Annotated in this window: 18 protein-coding genes; 9 read left to right on the top strand and 9 right to left on the bottom strand. The window is 68.5% G+C overall.

Going from position 1 to position 14660, the window contains the following annotated elements; translation table 11 throughout:
• Positions 1–11 precede the first annotated feature (11 nt).
• Positions 12–893, bottom strand: a complete 882-nt coding sequence (gene pucL, locus ACH34Q_RS34340) for a factor-independent urate hydroxylase (protein WP_395987302.1) — start codon at positions 891–893, stop codon at positions 12–14.
• 6 nt (positions 894–899) lie between these two features.
• Positions 900–1403 carry a 2-oxo-4-hydroxy-4-carboxy-5-ureidoimidazoline decarboxylase gene (uraD, locus tag ACH34Q_RS34335; RefSeq protein WP_395987301.1) on the bottom strand — a complete coding sequence of 168 codons (504 nt, stop codon included), beginning with the start codon at positions 1401–1403 and terminating at the stop codon, positions 900–902.
• Positions 1404–1552: 149 nt separating this feature from the next.
• Between uraD and ACH34Q_RS34330 the strand changes: the two genes are divergently transcribed.
• Positions 1553–3028: a PucR family transcriptional regulator gene (locus ACH34Q_RS34330; protein ID WP_395987300.1), complete on the top strand. Its 1476-nt coding sequence runs from the start codon at positions 1553–1555 to the stop codon at positions 3026–3028.
• A 78-nt stretch (positions 3029–3106) separates the two neighbouring features.
• Entirely contained in the window at positions 3107–3349 is a 243-nt protein-coding gene (locus tag ACH34Q_RS34325) for a hypothetical protein (RefSeq protein ID WP_395987299.1), read from the top strand.
• A gap of 25 nt (positions 3350–3374) precedes the next feature.
• Here the strand turns inward: ACH34Q_RS34325 and ACH34Q_RS34320 are convergent, their stop codons facing one another.
• A complete protein-coding gene (locus tag ACH34Q_RS34320; protein WP_395987298.1) occupies positions 3375–4106 on the bottom strand; it encodes a hypothetical protein in 732 nt (243 codons plus the stop codon).
• A 322-nt stretch (positions 4107–4428) separates the two neighbouring features.
• Between ACH34Q_RS34320 and ACH34Q_RS34315 the strand changes: the two genes are divergently transcribed.
• Positions 4429–5973 carry an alpha/beta hydrolase gene (locus tag ACH34Q_RS34315; protein WP_395987297.1) on the top strand — a complete coding sequence of 515 codons (1545 nt, stop codon included), beginning with the start codon at positions 4429–4431 and terminating at the stop codon, positions 5971–5973.
• Positions 5974–6446: 473 nt separating this feature from the next.
• Here ACH34Q_RS34315 and ACH34Q_RS34310 read toward each other — a convergent pair whose 3' ends face one another.
• From ACH34Q_RS34310 to ACH34Q_RS34300, 3 genes are read right to left on the bottom strand one after another with little or no spacing between them, the layout of a single operon-like run.
• Positions 6447–6674 carry a hypothetical protein gene (locus ACH34Q_RS34310; RefSeq protein ID WP_395987296.1) on the bottom strand — a complete coding sequence of 76 codons (228 nt, stop codon included), beginning with the start codon at positions 6672–6674 and terminating at the stop codon, positions 6447–6449.
• Positions 6671–6991, bottom strand: coding sequence for a hypothetical protein (locus ACH34Q_RS34305; protein ID WP_395987295.1), 321 nt, complete (start codon positions 6989–6991; stop codon positions 6671–6673). The genes ACH34Q_RS34310 and ACH34Q_RS34305 overlap by 4 nt, the downstream gene beginning before the upstream one ends.
• Positions 6988–7200 carry a hypothetical protein gene (locus ACH34Q_RS34300; protein ID WP_395987294.1) on the bottom strand — a complete coding sequence of 71 codons (213 nt, stop codon included), beginning with the start codon at positions 7198–7200 and terminating at the stop codon, positions 6988–6990. Before ACH34Q_RS34300 ends, ACH34Q_RS34305 begins: the two co-directional genes overlap by 4 nt.
• A 192-nt stretch (positions 7201–7392) precedes the next feature.
• Between ACH34Q_RS34300 and ACH34Q_RS34295 the strand changes: the two genes are divergently transcribed.
• Positions 7393–8196: a helix-turn-helix domain-containing protein gene (locus ACH34Q_RS34295; RefSeq protein WP_395987293.1), complete on the top strand. Its 804-nt coding sequence runs from the start codon at positions 7393–7395 to the stop codon at positions 8194–8196.
• The gene (locus tag ACH34Q_RS34290; protein WP_395987292.1) at positions 8193–8396 is read left to right on the top strand and encodes a DUF397 domain-containing protein; all 204 of its coding nucleotides are present in this window, start codon (positions 8193–8195) and stop codon (positions 8394–8396) included. The genes ACH34Q_RS34295 and ACH34Q_RS34290 overlap by 4 nt, the downstream gene beginning before the upstream one ends.
• Before the next feature lie 180 nt (positions 8397–8576).
• Here ACH34Q_RS34290 and ACH34Q_RS34285 read toward each other — a convergent pair whose 3' ends face one another.
• Together ACH34Q_RS34285 and ACH34Q_RS34280 are read right to left on the bottom strand one after the other, a co-directional pair.
• The gene (locus ACH34Q_RS34285; protein ID WP_395987291.1) at positions 8577–9308 is read right to left on the bottom strand and encodes an alpha/beta fold hydrolase; all 732 of its coding nucleotides are present in this window, start codon (positions 9306–9308) and stop codon (positions 8577–8579) included.
• Positions 9309–9699: 391 nt separating this feature from the next.
• On the bottom strand, positions 9700–10236 hold the full coding sequence (locus tag ACH34Q_RS34280) for a hypothetical protein (protein ID WP_395987290.1): 537 nt from the start codon (positions 10234–10236) through the stop codon (positions 9700–9702).
• A 207-nt stretch (positions 10237–10443) separates the two neighbouring features.
• Between ACH34Q_RS34280 and ACH34Q_RS34275 the strand changes: the two genes are divergently transcribed.
• Complete coding sequence (locus ACH34Q_RS34275; RefSeq protein WP_395987289.1) at positions 10444–11667, top strand: lipase family protein; 1224 nt, start codon at positions 10444–10446, stop codon at positions 11665–11667.
• A 56-nt stretch (positions 11668–11723) separates the two neighbouring features.
• Here the strand turns inward: ACH34Q_RS34275 and ACH34Q_RS34270 are convergent, their stop codons facing one another.
• Positions 11724–12050, bottom strand: coding sequence for a rhodanese-like domain-containing protein (locus ACH34Q_RS34270; RefSeq protein WP_395987288.1), 327 nt, complete (start codon positions 12048–12050; stop codon positions 11724–11726).
• A gap of 36 nt (positions 12051–12086) precedes the next feature.
• On the opposite strand from ACH34Q_RS34270, the gene ACH34Q_RS34265 reads away from it, so the two are divergent.
• The 3 genes from ACH34Q_RS34265 (at position 12087) to ACH34Q_RS34255 (ending at position 14638) form a co-directional block, all read left to right on the top strand.
• Entirely contained in the window at positions 12087–12737 is a 651-nt protein-coding gene (locus tag ACH34Q_RS34265; RefSeq protein WP_395987287.1) for a TetR/AcrR family transcriptional regulator, read from the top strand.
• Between the two features lie 105 nt (positions 12738–12842).
• Entirely contained in the window at positions 12843–13421 is a 579-nt protein-coding gene (locus tag ACH34Q_RS34260) for a PadR family transcriptional regulator (protein ID WP_395987286.1), read from the top strand.
• Complete coding sequence (locus ACH34Q_RS34255; RefSeq protein WP_395987285.1) at positions 13418–14638, top strand: FAD-dependent oxidoreductase; 1221 nt, start codon at positions 13418–13420, stop codon at positions 14636–14638. Before ACH34Q_RS34260 ends, ACH34Q_RS34255 begins: the two co-directional genes overlap by 4 nt.
• The last annotated feature ends 22 nt before the right edge of the window (positions 14639–14660 follow it).

The raw sequence follows: 14660 nt of genomic DNA, 5'->3' as shown, positions 1-14660 counted from the left end.
CCAGAATCCCCCTAGCTCCAGGCGGCCGGTTCTTCGGGGGCGCCGTCGCTGCGCACGCCGCCCTCGATGAGCCCGTACGGCCGGTCGGCCGCGACGTAGACCTCGTTGTCGTTGTCCATTCCGAAGGGCTCCAGATCGACCAGGAAATGGTGCTTGTTGGGCATCGTCAGCCGGACCTCGCAGATCTCGTCCCGCTCCTCCAGGACCCGGCGGCCCATCTGGTAGAGCGTCTGCTGCAACGACAGGCTGTGCGTTCCGGCGAACGCCTCCAGCAGGCAGCGCCGTACTTCCCTGAACGAGGGATCGAAATCCGCGTCGGTGCTCTTGTGCCGCCACCGCGCGGTCACGGCCGTCGCCAGGATCCGGTCATCGGTCGGCTGGAGGGTCGTGTACTCGTCCTGGATGAAGCCGTGGAACTCGCTGCCGGTCGTGTTGAGCACCACCAGATCCTTGAGGCCGGACACAACCGACTCGTTCCTGTGGTCGCCGACGCTGCTCGTACCGTCGCTGTGGACCAGCGCCGTGCGGACCTCGGTCGCCGAACGGACGAACGAGTGCCCGCCCTGGACCCGCTGCCAGCCGTACTCCTCGATCTCCACCCGGGCATGGGTGATGGGCGGCTGGGAGTCCACGAAATGCCGGGCGAGCAGCAGCCCGAATTCCTCGATCCGCCCGATGCCGTGCTTCTTCGCGAACGCGAAAACGGTGTTCTTCTGCGAATCCGTGGGCAGCACCGCCGCGTTGTCCCCGGTCAGATGGACGTCGGCCATGTCGCCGGAGAGCAGGACGCTCACGTTCAGGTCCCGCAGGTGATGGACATCGCCTTCCCTGGTGACCCGTACGACCCGGGTCTCCGCCTTTCCGTACCGGTTCGGGCCGAGAACGATGCCCACGCGGAATCAGCCCCTCTCCAGCAGCTTGTCCAGGCGCAACCGCACGATCTTTCCCAGCTCCACCCGCACCACGATCCGTTCGGCCTCGGCGTCGTCGCCCGCCAGCCGCTTCTCCAGGGCCGCGAGCATCTCTCCCGCTCCGAGCCCGGTGGCGCAGATCAGGAAGACATGGCCGAAGCGCTCCTCGTACCGCCGGTTGCCCTCGATCAGGGCGGCCCGCGCCTCCCCGTCCACCCCGGACTGCTCGTCCCTGGACCAGGAGGCCTCCCGGCCGCCGCCCTTCGCCCGTTCGCCGATGCGGGGATGCGCGCCGAGCGCCTCCTCGATGTCGGCCCACTCCAGCGCGGCCAGCTCGAACGCCGCCGCCGAACGCAGCTCGTCCACGCTCCCGTACGGGCGCCGTCCCGCGACCGCCAAAGCCCACCGGCGGGACGCGCAGCAGCTCAGCAGCGCGGACTCCGCCTCCCGCGCCGGCAGCGCGTTGAACTCCTCCACGGCCACGTTCCCCACCTCCGCTCCGCGGTTACGCGCTCTTGCAGTACACACAGGGGCCTCCTGCCCGGTCGAGAGACAGGACATCCGAACTACATGCCCACCCAGCGGGTAGTTTTCGTGCGTTGCTCCAAGAAGGCCCGCCAAGCGCATGAACCGGGAGGCCCATGAAGCTGCGTTCCCTGCTGGCGATGCCCGACCTGCGGCTCCGGGCCGTCACGGGTGAAGAGGGCCTGGACCGCGAGATCCGCTGGGTCGTCACCACCGACCTCATCGATCCCAGCCGCTACCTCAGCGGCCGGGAGCTCGTCCTGACCGGGCTGGTCTGGTGGAACGGCCCGGACGACTCCGAGACCTTCGTCAGTGCCCTGGCCGGATCCGGCGTCTCCGGCCTGGCCGCCTGGGACCTGGCGCGCGGCGCCATCCCGGACGATCTCGTCGCGGCCTGCGAGCGGCACGGGCTGCCGCTGTTCCAGGTCCCCGAGGACGTGGCGTTCGCGACGATCACCGAGCAGGTCGTCCGGCGGCTGTCCACCGCCCGCGCCGCCGACCTGCGCGCCGTCCTCGACCGGCACCGCCGGCTGGTCGCCGGCCTCGGCCTCGACCCCGTGCTGGACCTCATCGGCCGCGATCTGGGCCTGCGCTGCTGGGTCCTCACCCCCGCCGGCCGGGTGATCGCCGGTCCCCCGCTGGACGCCGACCCGGCCGCCCTCGCCCGCACCTACCTCAGCGCGCCCCGCCTGCCCTGCGAGACCGGCGGCATCTCGATCCTGCCCGTCGCCGAGGAGACCACCTCGCGCGTGGCCGACTGGTTCATCGCCTGCGAGGGCGACTGGACCGAATGGCCCGCCGAACGCCGCGCCCTCACCGACGAACTCGCCGCCATCGTCGCCCTGGAACGCGCCCGCCTCGACGACCGGCTCAGCACCGAGGGCCGCCTCTCCCAGGAACTGATCCGCCTGGTCGCCGCCGAGGGCTCCGACGTCCTGCCGCATCTCAAGCTCGCGGGCGCCGACCTGGACGCCCGCTACGCCGCCGTGGCCGCCACCGCCGGCGGCGGCCTCCGCCCGGGCGAGCTCCGTACCGTCCTGGCCGAGGTCCTCCCCAGCCGCCCGCTGATCGGCATCCTCGGTGACGAGGCGATCGCCCTGGTCCCGGCCGTGGACGATCTGGCCCCGAGCCTGCGCCGGGCCCTGTCCGCGCTGTCTCCGGCGCTCACCGGCCTGGCCGTGGGCGTGAGCAACCTCGTGTCCTCCGGCGAGCTACGCGGCGCCGTGGACGAAGCCCGCTACGCCCGCCGCCTCGCCGTCGCCCGTACCGGCCCCATCTGCGTGGTCGGGCACGACGAACTGGCCACCCACGTACTCCTGCTGGCCAGCGTCCCCGACGACGTCCGGCAGATGTTCAAGGAACGCCTGCTGGACCCGCTCGTCACGTACGACGACGTGCACAAGGCCGACCTGGTCCGCACGCTGGAAACGTTCCTGCTGCATTCCGGCTCCTGGACGCGTTGCGCGGAGCAACTCCACCTCCACGTCAACTCCGTCCGCTATCGCATCCGGCGGATAGAAGAACTCACCGGCCGCAATCTCTCCCGCCTGGAAGACCGGGTCGACTTCTTCCTAGCCCTGCGCCTTCATTGATCCCCGCTGCCGCCACCAGCGCGAACCCGCCCAGACCGACTCACGTGATGGAACGACTCTCAGGGGTAAAGGGACAAGATGTCGCGAAAGCACGAGGAGAAGGACCAGGACTCAGCCGACTGGCTCGTAGAGACGCAGGGCGTGAACGCGGGCGGCCCGGTGGACAAGCCCATCGACGAGTCGCTCCACGACACCGCCGACCCGCTTTCGGGCCCGCCCGACAAGCCCCTGAAGCCGGGGACCCACGACGACGAAATGGTCGGCCTGCCCGAGCAGAAACCCGGCTATCCGGGCCAGCAGCGTTCCATCGACACGAGCTGAGCCCCTCGTATCGCGACGGCCTTCGTCATCCGCGGCGGCTCTGATCGGCCACCTCGGCGGCCACCTGGAAGCCCCTCCCGCAGTCCGGGCACGCAGTGTTCCCGAACAGATGGAGCAGCCGAGTCATGATCTTCGATTGCGCGGCGGCCTCGGCGGCGAGATAGAGGCGGCGCCCCAGGGGTTCGAGATCGTCCGGAGCCACCGGCACCACCTCACCCTCCGTCCCGACTCCGCTGACAGAGATACTGAACGGAGGCCCATCGAGGAAGATGTGCAGGAACCCATCGCAATCCTCGCAGTACAGCTCGAACTCACCGGAGCGAAGCTCGCGGAGCCGCTCGCTCCAGACCGGCACGTCCTCGAAGGCCAGGATGGACTGAAGCAGGTCGAGAAGGCCGGACTCCCCAACTTCGCCGCTGACCGCCTCCAGTGTCTCCTCGGCCAGGCGCAGCAGTTCCGCGATCTCGGCCGCGTACTCGGCGCGAACGTCCCCCAGCCCGTGGTTCTGATGAGCACCGGCCACGATGCTTCCTGCCACCGACAGGGGCCGCAGCCGGTCGGCCGGTTCCCAGTCCCGCGCGAGTTCCGTCAGCCGGGGCAGCGCGGCGAAGCTCGCCGAGTAGACCGTCCCCTGGTGGCAGATGGCCGAAAACAGCTCCGTCCACACCTCCGCCTGGGCGGGGACGAGCCGGTCGAGCATGCCGGGCACGTCGTCCGCGCGTCCGTAGGCGTGCCTCAGTTGCGTCCAGTCAGTCATGACCGGAATTCAAACAGCCCGCCACGACGACCGAACGATCTTCACCCAAACCGGCGGCCGGCCCGGGTCCCAGCGATCCGGCCCGCCACCAGCGAGTCGGACCGGGTGGTTCGAGGCGGGCCGGCTCGCCGAGGCCGAGACATTGACCAAATTGCCAGTAAAGAATGGTGATCAGTAGGTTCGGGGTCATCACGTTCGAGCGGCACGGCGTTCTGGTGTGTCACGGGGGCAGGGGGACTCACCGATGCGTACGCAGGGCTGGATCTCGGGGCGCATGCCCTGGCCCTTCCACACGAGGCTGGATCGCCGGCGGCCTGCTGTCTTGTCAGCCGCTCCGCGCGGCCGTTCTGCCGCCGCCCTGCTCGCCATCGTGTTCGTGGTGCCCGCAGCGGCCGGGTGCGATGCCATCGGAGACCCGAGTTCATCGGCATCGACCGAAAGCACCCGCCGGGTCGAGGCAAGGGCGACGAACCCGCCACCGGGACTGCCCGCGGTCTTCACCACCGGCCAGCGGCTCACCTGGTCGGCCTGCCCGGCGCCGACCGTGGAGCAGGGCGGCGGCAAGGCCCCGGGCAAGGGCTGGGAGTGCGCCACGATGAAGGCGCCGCTGGACTACCGGCGGCCCGGCCGCGACACCATCGACGTCGCCATGATCCGGAAACGGGCCACCGGACCGGTACGCGAGCGGCTCGGATCGCTGCTGCTCAACTTCGGCGGCCCGGGCCAGTCCGGCCTCACGGGCCTGCCCGAGTACGCGGACGGCTACGCCGCACTGGACGATCGTTACGACCTGGTCAGCTTCGATCCACGAGGTGTCGGCAGAACCGCCCCCGTGCGCTGCGGGAACAAGTCGTTCGAGGGCGCCGACGCCTGCAAGAAGCACTCCGGCGCGCTCCTGCCCTACATCGGCACCTCGCAGACGGCGCGCGACCTGGACCTGATGCGCTATCTGCTGGGCGACGAAAAGCTGAACTACTTCGGCGTCTCCTACGGCACCAGGCTGGGCGGCGTCTACGCCCACCTGTTCCCCAAGAACGTGGGCAGGCTCGTACTCGAAGCACCCGTCGACCCGACGCTGAACCATCTGCAGGGTGACCTCGGCCAGGTCAAGGCCGTCCATCTCGCCTTCGACCGATTCGCCGCACACTGCGCGAACGCCTACGACGACTGCCCCACGGGCCGCGACCCCCAACAGGCCGACCGACGCATCATCGAACTGCTGGACAAGCTCGAGAAACAGCCCGCGCCCACCGACGGCGACGAGAAACTCGACGCGAGCCTGGCTTCCCACGCCATCGCCAATCACCTCGATCTCGGCAAAGAAGGCTGGTGGCCGCTGGCGCAAGCGCTCAACGAGGTCAGGCATCAGGGCACCGGCAGCAAGTTGCTGAAGGAGGCCTACGACCACGGCTCCGCGCGCCGCACCGGAGTCAACACCCGCGCCGAGCCCACGGGCGGCAACGGCACATCCGCCTTTGTCGCGATCACCTGCGCCGACTCCAGCCTGCGCCCCGGCTTCACCGGACTCGAGAAAATGATCAAGCGGATCGAGGCGGCCTCCCCCATCTTCGGCGAAGCCGTGGCCAAGACCGTCTACCTCTGCTTCAACTGGCCGTTCAAAGGCGAGAGCACCACTCCCGACGTCAGCGCGAAAGGCGCTCCCCCGATCCTGGTCGTCGCCAACACCGGCGACCCCACGACGCCGTACGCAGGTGCCGAGAACATGGCGGCCGAGCTGGGCCAGGGCGTCGGCGTCCTCCTGACAGTGCAGGACGAGGGCCACGGGTCCTACCCCCACAACCGCTGCGCGGCCAAGGCCATCAACACCTACCTCCTCGACGGCCCGACCCCTGCCAACAACTGCTGACCCTGATCTCGCGAGCACCAAGGCAGGACAACCCGCACACGGACCCCAGGTGCGCCACGCGATCCAGTGCCACCCGACCAGGGCCCGCCGTACGGAACGAGACGCGCAGCGCGATCGACCGGGTGGACCCGCCGTGCAGCACGAAGTTCTGCCAGGCCCACCCCATAGGTGACCTCAACGGAGTTCGCAGACCCGCGTCTTGAGAGGGGTCCCGACTGTAATCGCGTCATACCTTTCGGTAGCCGCCGGACAGGGAATGCTCTAAGCTCTTCAACGAGCTAAGGTAGGGGAGCCGCCCGACAGGGCCGCTCCCCATCGCCTTTTCTAGGCCCGGCCAAGTCGGCCGAACCTCCCTTCGGCCGAACATGCTGTATCAGAACGAAACGCTCCGCTACGACTTCGCCCAGAGACTGCCCTGCCGCACGCCCCGCCTCCCCGGTTGACTCGTGGCGTGTTCGCCCTCTTTCGCCGACTCAGAGGCGAACACGCCACGGGTCAACCGAACGTGATGCCTCTAGGAGATGTTCGCGGAGCCTGGGGCCGTCGGCGGCCTTGATGAGCATGTCGCGGCGTACCGCCATCCAGAGTGGACGGCGGAAGTCGGCGATGATGCCGAAGCCGGGGAACTCGGCGCGCAGCCGGGCGAGGTACGCGGCCTGGGCATGGTCGGGATCCCAGGCGCCGGTACGCGGATCGTTCATCGTGGCGTTCCGAGGTATCGCTCGATGAACGCCAGGGTCTCGGCGTAGCGGTCGGCCGGGGCGATCGGTTGCCGCCAGGACGTGAAGAACCAGTACCGGCCCCCGTCGTCCAGGCGGGCACGGCACGTGATCGTGTCACCCGTGTACGGCTGTCCGGGGCAGCATCCGCCCGTGTTCGTGTTCCGTACGATGAGGCCGCCCGCGACGGCCTGGACGGCGTAGCCGTACGCCCTGAGAACCAGCCCCAGGGCCGTGAGATGGGTGTGGATCTCGATCGAGGAATCGGGGCGGGGACGGAAGTCGTCGGCGGCGCTCATGGAAGCTTCCTCGCGGTCTCGGCCACGGCCACGCGCTCGGCCAGCCGGGTCTGTGCGTCGCAGAGAATCCACAACTCGTCCTCGTCCGCGGCGGTCACCTCTGGAAGGCACCCGTTGAGTCGCTGGTAATCGGTCAGCCGGACGAGCCGCTGAGCGACCAATCCGTGTTCGAGTGCCTGGCAGTGCCATCCGGGCACGGTCATTGACATTCCCGCCTCCTGAATTGCCGGCCCCATTGGTCCGTTTTCCGGTGATCAGCGGCAAATCTTCCGCCGAAAGGGCCTTGAAACCAGCCTCACAGGCGGGTTTAAGCTCGGAAAGTGACCATTGCCCACCACGCCGCAATCAGGTCATAGATCAACTTCACCCCGCCGTCCGGTTACCCCCCTCCGGAGGACGCCATGAGCGAGAACAGCAACCCGGCCCGCGTCTTCTTCGGCACCGAACTCCGCCGGAAGCGCAAGGAGGCCGGCCTCACGTCCAAGCAGCTCGCCGATGCTCTGGGATGCACGCCCCAGTGGGTCAGCACCATGGAGAGCGGCCGCAAGATCTCCGAGCAGAGCGCCCACGACCTCGACACGTATTTCAAGACCGACGGCCTATTTCACCGACTCTGGGAACTCTCCCACGACATCGAACTGAACACTGCACTGCCACCCGGATTTCCGGAGTACGCCGAACGCGAGAAGAAGGCCACTTCGTATCGCATCTACTGCGCCTTGCTGGTCAATGGACTGTTCCAGACCGAGGACTACGCCCGTTCCGTACTCGGCGCGATCGAAGGAGCAGGCACACCTGACTTGGTCAAATCGCGAATAGAACGGCAGTCGATTCTCACTCGCGACAATGCGCCTCGCAGTTGGCTCGTACTCGACGAAAATGTGCTACGTCGCATCATCGGAAGCCCGGACATCATGCGCGAGCAGCTACGATCCCTACTTTTCGCCTCGGAACACCAAAACACCATGGTTCAGATCGTGCCAAACAGCGTGGGTTACCATGCCGGGCTAGGCGGTAGCTTCACAATTCTCAGTTTCGATGATGAGCCAGATATCGCGTATACGGAGTCCGCCGGAGAAGGATTGTTGATCCAGCGGCCTGCCAGAGTCAGGGACAAGGTCGTACGCTGGGACCTGCTTCGAGGTCACGCGTTGCCCATTGAGGATTCGCGGGCCATGATCAGGACTCTGATGGAGAGCCTATGAAGAACATGCCAAGCATCCACTGGCGCAAGAGCAGCCACAGCGACCATGCTGGCGGTGACTGTGTTGAGGTAGCAAACCTGAGCACCACGATTGGTGTCCGAGACTCCAAGGATCCGAACGGGCCCAAGTTGGCCTTCAGTGCCGCTGACTGGCGATCATTCACGCGTCGCATCAAGACCGGCGAGCACACCCCCGCCTGATCGCGCCAGACTCACAGGACATCTGGCTCGCGGGGCCCCTTACGTTGACTCGTGGCGTGTTCGCCCCTGCCGTCGCCCTTGAAGGCGAACACGCCACGAGTCAACGAGGAGAGCGGCGTCCGGGGGCAGGATATCGGCAAGGACGTGCGTTCAGCTTGGCGTTGCTCGGTCGTTGTTGGCTCAGTTGCGAACGGGGAGCTGTAGGGCGAAGCGTCTGACGGCGTCGGTGAAGGCTTCTGGATCGTCGAAGTTCGCGAGATGTCTGGCTCGCGGGATCAACTCGACGCGGGCGTGGGGATGCGCGCGGGCGAAGTCCCTCTCGCCGGATCGGAAGACGGTGTCCTTCTCGCCGTTCAGGATGAGTACGGGGGCCGCGACGTGACGCATCGAACCAGCGTCGAAGCGGCCCAGTACCTCGCCCCAGGCGGTCGGCAGGGTGTGGAAGGCGTAGCCGGAACGGATGGTCGCCTCCACCACGTCAGGGGGATACAACCGGCGCAGCAGCCGGTCGTTCCAGCGGGCCAATCGGTCCGCCGGTATGCGGGGGACGAGTCCGAGGATCATGCGATACGGCGTTGCCCACGCGCCGCGAGTCGAGGCGCTGGCTCCGGTAAGGATCAGTCCCCGCAGCTGCTCCGGACGGCGCCGCGCGAACTCCAGCGAGGCGTATCCGCCGAGCGAGTGCCCGACGACCAGCGCCGGCCCGTGGTCGAGCGCGTCCACCGCCGAAGCGATGATCTCCGTCGCGGCGTCCAGGCTCCAGGGTTGAGCCGAGCGGGCGCCGTGGCCTGGCAGGTCGACGGCGGCTACCCGGAAGTCCTCTTGGAGCGCGGCGAGCTGTGGGCTCCACTGACCCGCGCTGAACCGTGTCCCGTGTACGAAGACGATGGGCGGTGCATCTACTACCGTCATGAACCCCCCAGATTCGCCCCGGACGAACCCTACCGGCGGGCGTCCCTGCGCTGATGGGGCGGATGCCGCCAACGTTGACTCGTGGCGTGTTCGCCTCGACGGGCGATGCCAAAGGCGAACACGCCACGAGTCAACGGGGGTGCGGCTCTCGCGGGACCAGTCGCGCATCTCCTTCATCGACTGCTCGTGGGCGCGGACGATCTGCTCCTTGGCCTTGAGGCCGTTCTTGAACGCGGTCACCGTGGTCACGGTCCGGGTGCCCTTGTCGTCCTGCCAGTGAATCCTGGCCTCCGTGGGCTGGATCGTGACAACGCGGTCGACGGGAATGCGAATGGCGCGGAGCCGATTCCTGGTTTCCTGCAAGAGCGCGGGCGCGGCCGAACGTTCCCGCTCAGACGGATTCGGTGGCGTCGAGGAGGCTTGCGATCATCTGGGTGGCGGCGTTGTCGTCGCCGGTCAGCCTGTTGATGTGGTCGGCGAGGATGTAGAGGGTCACTTCCAGTGCGGTCAGTTCGGCGGGGGTCCAGGGGCCGAACTGCTTGCGCCAGAGGGTGGGGCTGAGGCCGATCGCGGCGGCGGTGAGCATGCCGGTCATGGTGGGGATGGCCTCGGGACGGATGCTGCGGGGCATCCGGCGCATGGTGTCGACGACGTACGGGATCACGTACTCCATCACGTCGTTCTGGTTGTCCTCGTGGACCTGGCGGAGCCATTCCATGAACAGGTAGATGAGCGAGCAGGCCCCGTTCAGGACGTCGTCGACGCCGTCGAGGTCGTACGAGCGCAGCAGTTGCTCGAGCAGTTCCCGCTTGGCCGGGTCGGGGGCGGGGGCGTCCTCGCGGAGCTCGTTGAGCCGCGAGTCCAGGATGAGCAGGGCTGCGCCGAGGTCACCGAGAGGCGCGTGCTCGGGGCCGAACGCGGAAGCCATGACGTCCACCTTTCGCGGAGGGTGACGTCACAGTAGCTCTCCGCGACCTATCATGTCCGGGGGATTTTGTACTTTGCTTAGTGCACGGGCGGTCTAATTGTGACGTTGAGTCCCTAGCCCGTCACCTGTGTTCTGGCGCACCATCACTCGGCGACGTCGCCCGGGGCCGCACCCTCGCGGGCGGCGCGCTCCGAAGAGAGGCTGCCCATGAGACCAGGCAAGAGACGCGGGTCGGTCCTCGCCGCGCTGGTGAGCGCGCTTCTGGTGGCGGTGACGCTGAACGCGCCCGCCACGTACGCCGCTCCCCCGCCGCCGCAGGAGGATCCGTTCTACCAGCCCCCCTCTCCGCTCCCGGCCGGCAAGCCGGGCGACATCATCCGCAAGCAACCCGTCACCGCCCAGCTCGCCCCCGGCATCGCCATGAACGCGCAGGCCTGGCGCATCATGTACCTGTCGACCGATGCCAAGGGCCAGCGGAACGCGGTCACGGGGACGGTCCTCGTACCGAAGAAGGCCTATACCGGGACCGGGAAGCGGCCGGTGGTCGGCTACGCCATCGGTACGCACGGGCTCGGTGACAAGTGCGCGCCCTCGTACGGGCTGACGGTGGGGCTCGACTACGAGGCCGTGTTCATCAACAGCCATCTGGAAAAGGGCTGGGCCGTGGTCGTGACCGATTACGAGAAGCTCGGTACGCCCGGCATCCACACGTACATGGTCGGCCGTTCCCAGGGCCAGGCCGTCCTCGACTCGCTGCGGGCCGCCACCCGACTTCCGGACGCCAAGCTTCCCGCGGACTCGCCCATGGCGGTGACCGGTTACTCCCAGGGCGGCGCGTCCAGCGGGTGGGCCGCTCAGCTGCAGGGCCAGTACGCTCCCGAACTTCCCGTCAAGGGCGCCGTGGCGGGCGGTGTCCCCGCCGACCTGGCCGAGGTGGCCAAGGGACTGGACGGCAGCCTGTTCTTCATCCTGCTCGGAGCCGCGGCCGTGGGGTTGGACTCCGCGTACCCGGAACTGCCGTTCGACGAGCACCTGAACGCCGAGGGCAAGGCCCTGATGGCGGACGCGAGCGACGACTGCATCACCGAGGCGTTCGCAATGGGCAAGGGCGCGTTCAAGAAGATGTCGGACTTCCTCGACGTCGACCTGATGAACACCCCGGCCTGGCAGGAGAAGCTGCGCGCCAACCGGCTCGGTGGCGGCGCCAAGCCGTCGGTGCCGGTCTTCCAGTTCCACGGCGTGTACGACGAGATGGTGGCGACCCCGCAGGCCAGGACGCTGCACAAGGAGTGGTGCGCGGCGGGTGCCAACCTGAAGTGGCAGGAGTACATGACGCCCGAGCACGCGCTGACGATGCTCGCGGCAGCCGGCGACGCGCAGAAATGGCTGACCGACCGGTTCGCGGGAAAGGCCGCGACCGGCAACTGCTGACCCACTGAACGCGGGTACGGGCGCAAGGGCCCGTACCCGCGTTCTCTGCGTGGACGTCAGGCGGATTCGGTGGGGAGGGCGGCCTCCACCCAGTCCTGGATGCCCTCGCGGTACTTGCGGACATCGGTGTAGCCGAGAGCGGTGAGCCGGTCGGCGACCTGGCCGCTGTTGGCGCACGCCGGGTTGGAGCAGTAGGTGACGATGGCGGCGTTCCGGTCGGGGAGCAGGGCGGGCGCCTGGACGTCGACGTCGGCCAGGACCAGGGCGAGCGCGCCGGGCAGGTGCTGCTTGGCGTAGTACTCGCCGCCCAGCGCGTCGAGGACGGTCACGGTGCCCGCGTCGATCGCCGCCTTCAGCTCGTCGCGGGTGATGAGTGCGGTCATGCCACTACCTCCAGAGGATCGGACTATAGTCCGGTTATGCCTCGGAACGATAGCGGACCACAGTCCGGATCCGCAATACCGCTCGAACTGCTGCGCACCCCGCCTCCGAAGGAGCGCTCGGACGCGGCGCGCAACCGCGCCGCCGTACTGAAGGCCGCCGCCCGGCTCTTCGCCGAACACGGCGTCGAGGCCGTGTCCATGGATCAGGTGGCGGCGGAGGCCGGCGTCGGCAAGGGCACGCTGTTCCGCCGCTTCGGCGACAAGTCCGGGCTGGCGGTCGCGCTGCTGGACACCCGGGAACGCGTGCTGCAGGAGGCGATCCTGCACGGACCGCCACCCCTCGGCCCCGGCGCGCCGGCAGGCGAACGCCTCGCCGCGTTCATCGACGCCTACCTTGACTACCTGCTGGGACACCTGGCCCTGGTCCGGATGTCGGAGACCGCTGCGCCCGGCGCCCGGTACCGGATCGGGGCCTACCGGTTCTGGCACCGCCACACGGCGATCCTGCTCGGCACCACATCCGACCCCGAGCACGCCGACCCCGACCCCGGGCACACCGCCCACGCCCTCCTCGCGGCCCTGGCCGCGGAACATGTAGCCGAACTCCTGCCGGAACTCGGCGAAGAACGGATCCGAGCCGGGGTCCTTCGCCTCGCCCGCTCGGCGATGCGGCCTCCCGGCCCGTAGAACACAGGCCCCTCCAATAGTTGGTATTGACTATCCAGGGTCTTATAGTTGATCCTGACCATAGTTCTTCGACTGCTTGGGGTGGACTGGGTGGCGCGGCGTGCGGTGGCTAATCCGTTGGGGCTGGCGGTGCTGGCGTTCCTGCTCTGGGAGCCGATGCACCCGTACGAGCTGGGGCGGCGGCTCAAGGAGACCGACAAGCAACGCAGCTTCAAGTACAGCCGCGGCTCGCTCTACATGGTGGTCAACCAGCTCAAGAAGGCCGGGTTCATCGTCGAGCAGGAGACCGTACGGGACACCCAGCGGCCGGAGCGGACGGTCTACGCGCTCACCGAGGAAGGGCGCGGCGAGCTGTACGACTGGCTGCGGGAGCTGGTCGCCGAGCCTCAGGAGGAGTACCCGCGGTTCGGGGTGGCGCTGTCGTTCCTGAGCGTGCTTCCCCCCGATGAGGCGGTGGAGCTGCTCGGACGGCGGCTGGAGACGCTGGACGCGGCGGCCGAGGAGACCCGGGCGGGCATCAAGGCCGCCACCGACCAGGGGCTGGCGTGGGTGTTCCTGGTCGAGGAGGAGTACCGGCTGACGGTGCTGGACGCCGAACGCCGTTTCGTGGGGCGGCTCGTGGAGTCGCTCAAGGAGCCGGAGTACCTCCGGCAATGGCAGCAGATCTTCGGGAGCCGAGCATGAGAGCACTGGTCATCGGGGGCGGCATCGCCGGTCCCGTCACGGCGATGGCGCTGCGGCGGGCGGGCGTCGAGGCCGTCGTGTACGAGGCGTACCCGAGCACGGCCGACGGTGTCGGCGGGATGCTCACGGTCGCGCCCAACGGGATGGACGCGCTGCGGATCATCGGCGCCGACCAGGCCGTACGGGACGCCGGGCAGCCGATGAGGGACTCGATCATGGCGGACGGCAGGGGCAAGCCGATCGGGATCATGCGGGGGCTAGAGTCCTTGCCGCCGGGTGTGGCGCTGTGGCGGCCCGACCTCTACCGGGTCCTGCACGAGCGGGCCGTGGCCGAGGGCGTGCGGATCGAGTACGGAAAGCGGCTGGTGGGCGTCGAGGGCGGCACCGCGCTGTTCGCCGACGGGAGCGGCGCCGAGGGGGATCTGATCGTCGGGGCGGACGGGATCCGGTCGGCGGTACGCGGGCTGATCGATCCCGACGCGCCGGGCCCGGACCATGTGCCGCTGCTCAATCTCGGCGGTACCTCGGACTTCGCGGTGGACGCCGAGCCCGGGACGTCGTACTTCGTGTTCGGCAAGCGGGCGTTCCTCGGGTACTGGTCGCAGCCCGACGGGACGACCGCGTGGTTCGGCAATATCCCGCACGCGGAGCCGATGACGTCCGCTGGGGCGCGCGAGACGTCCAGCGAGGAGTGGATGCGGCGGCTCCGCGAGATCTACGCCGACGACCTTCCGGGGCGGGAGCTGGTGGAGGGCACCCCGGCGGACAGGCTGTTCGTGCTGGGCACGGTCGAGATCATGCCGAAGGTGCCGCGCTGGCACCGGGACCGGATGGTCCTGGTCGGGGACTCCGTGCACGCGCCGTCGCCGAGTTCGGGCCAGGGTGCGTCGCTCGCCGCCGAGAGCGCGGTCGAGCTGGCCCGGTGCCTGCGCGACCTGCCCGATCTCGCGGACGCGTTCGCCGCGTACGAGGCGCTACGGCGCGACCGGGTGCAGAAGGTCGCGGCACGGGCGGCCAAGACCAACAGCAGCAAGACGCTCGGGCCGGTGGCGCTGGGCATGATGAAGCTGATGATGCCGGTGGCGACCCGCACGTTCCTCACGCCGGAGCGTGCGCTCGGGACCGAGCAGCGCTTCCGGATCGACTGGGACGCTCCTGCCGGTCAGACCGCGGCCCGCCAGAACGGCGTCGGTCAGGGCAAGATGGCGTCGATGTAGCCGCGCGTACGGCGCCGCCGGG

It is taken from the genome of Actinomadura sp. 9N407, assembly GCF_044326315.1.
In the GTDB taxonomy this organism is placed as follows: Bacteria; Actinomycetota; Actinomycetes; order Streptosporangiales; family Streptosporangiaceae; genus Spirillospora.
The sequence above is the reverse complement of the archived record's forward strand: the minus strand, read 5'-3'. Positions and strand labels throughout refer to the sequence as shown.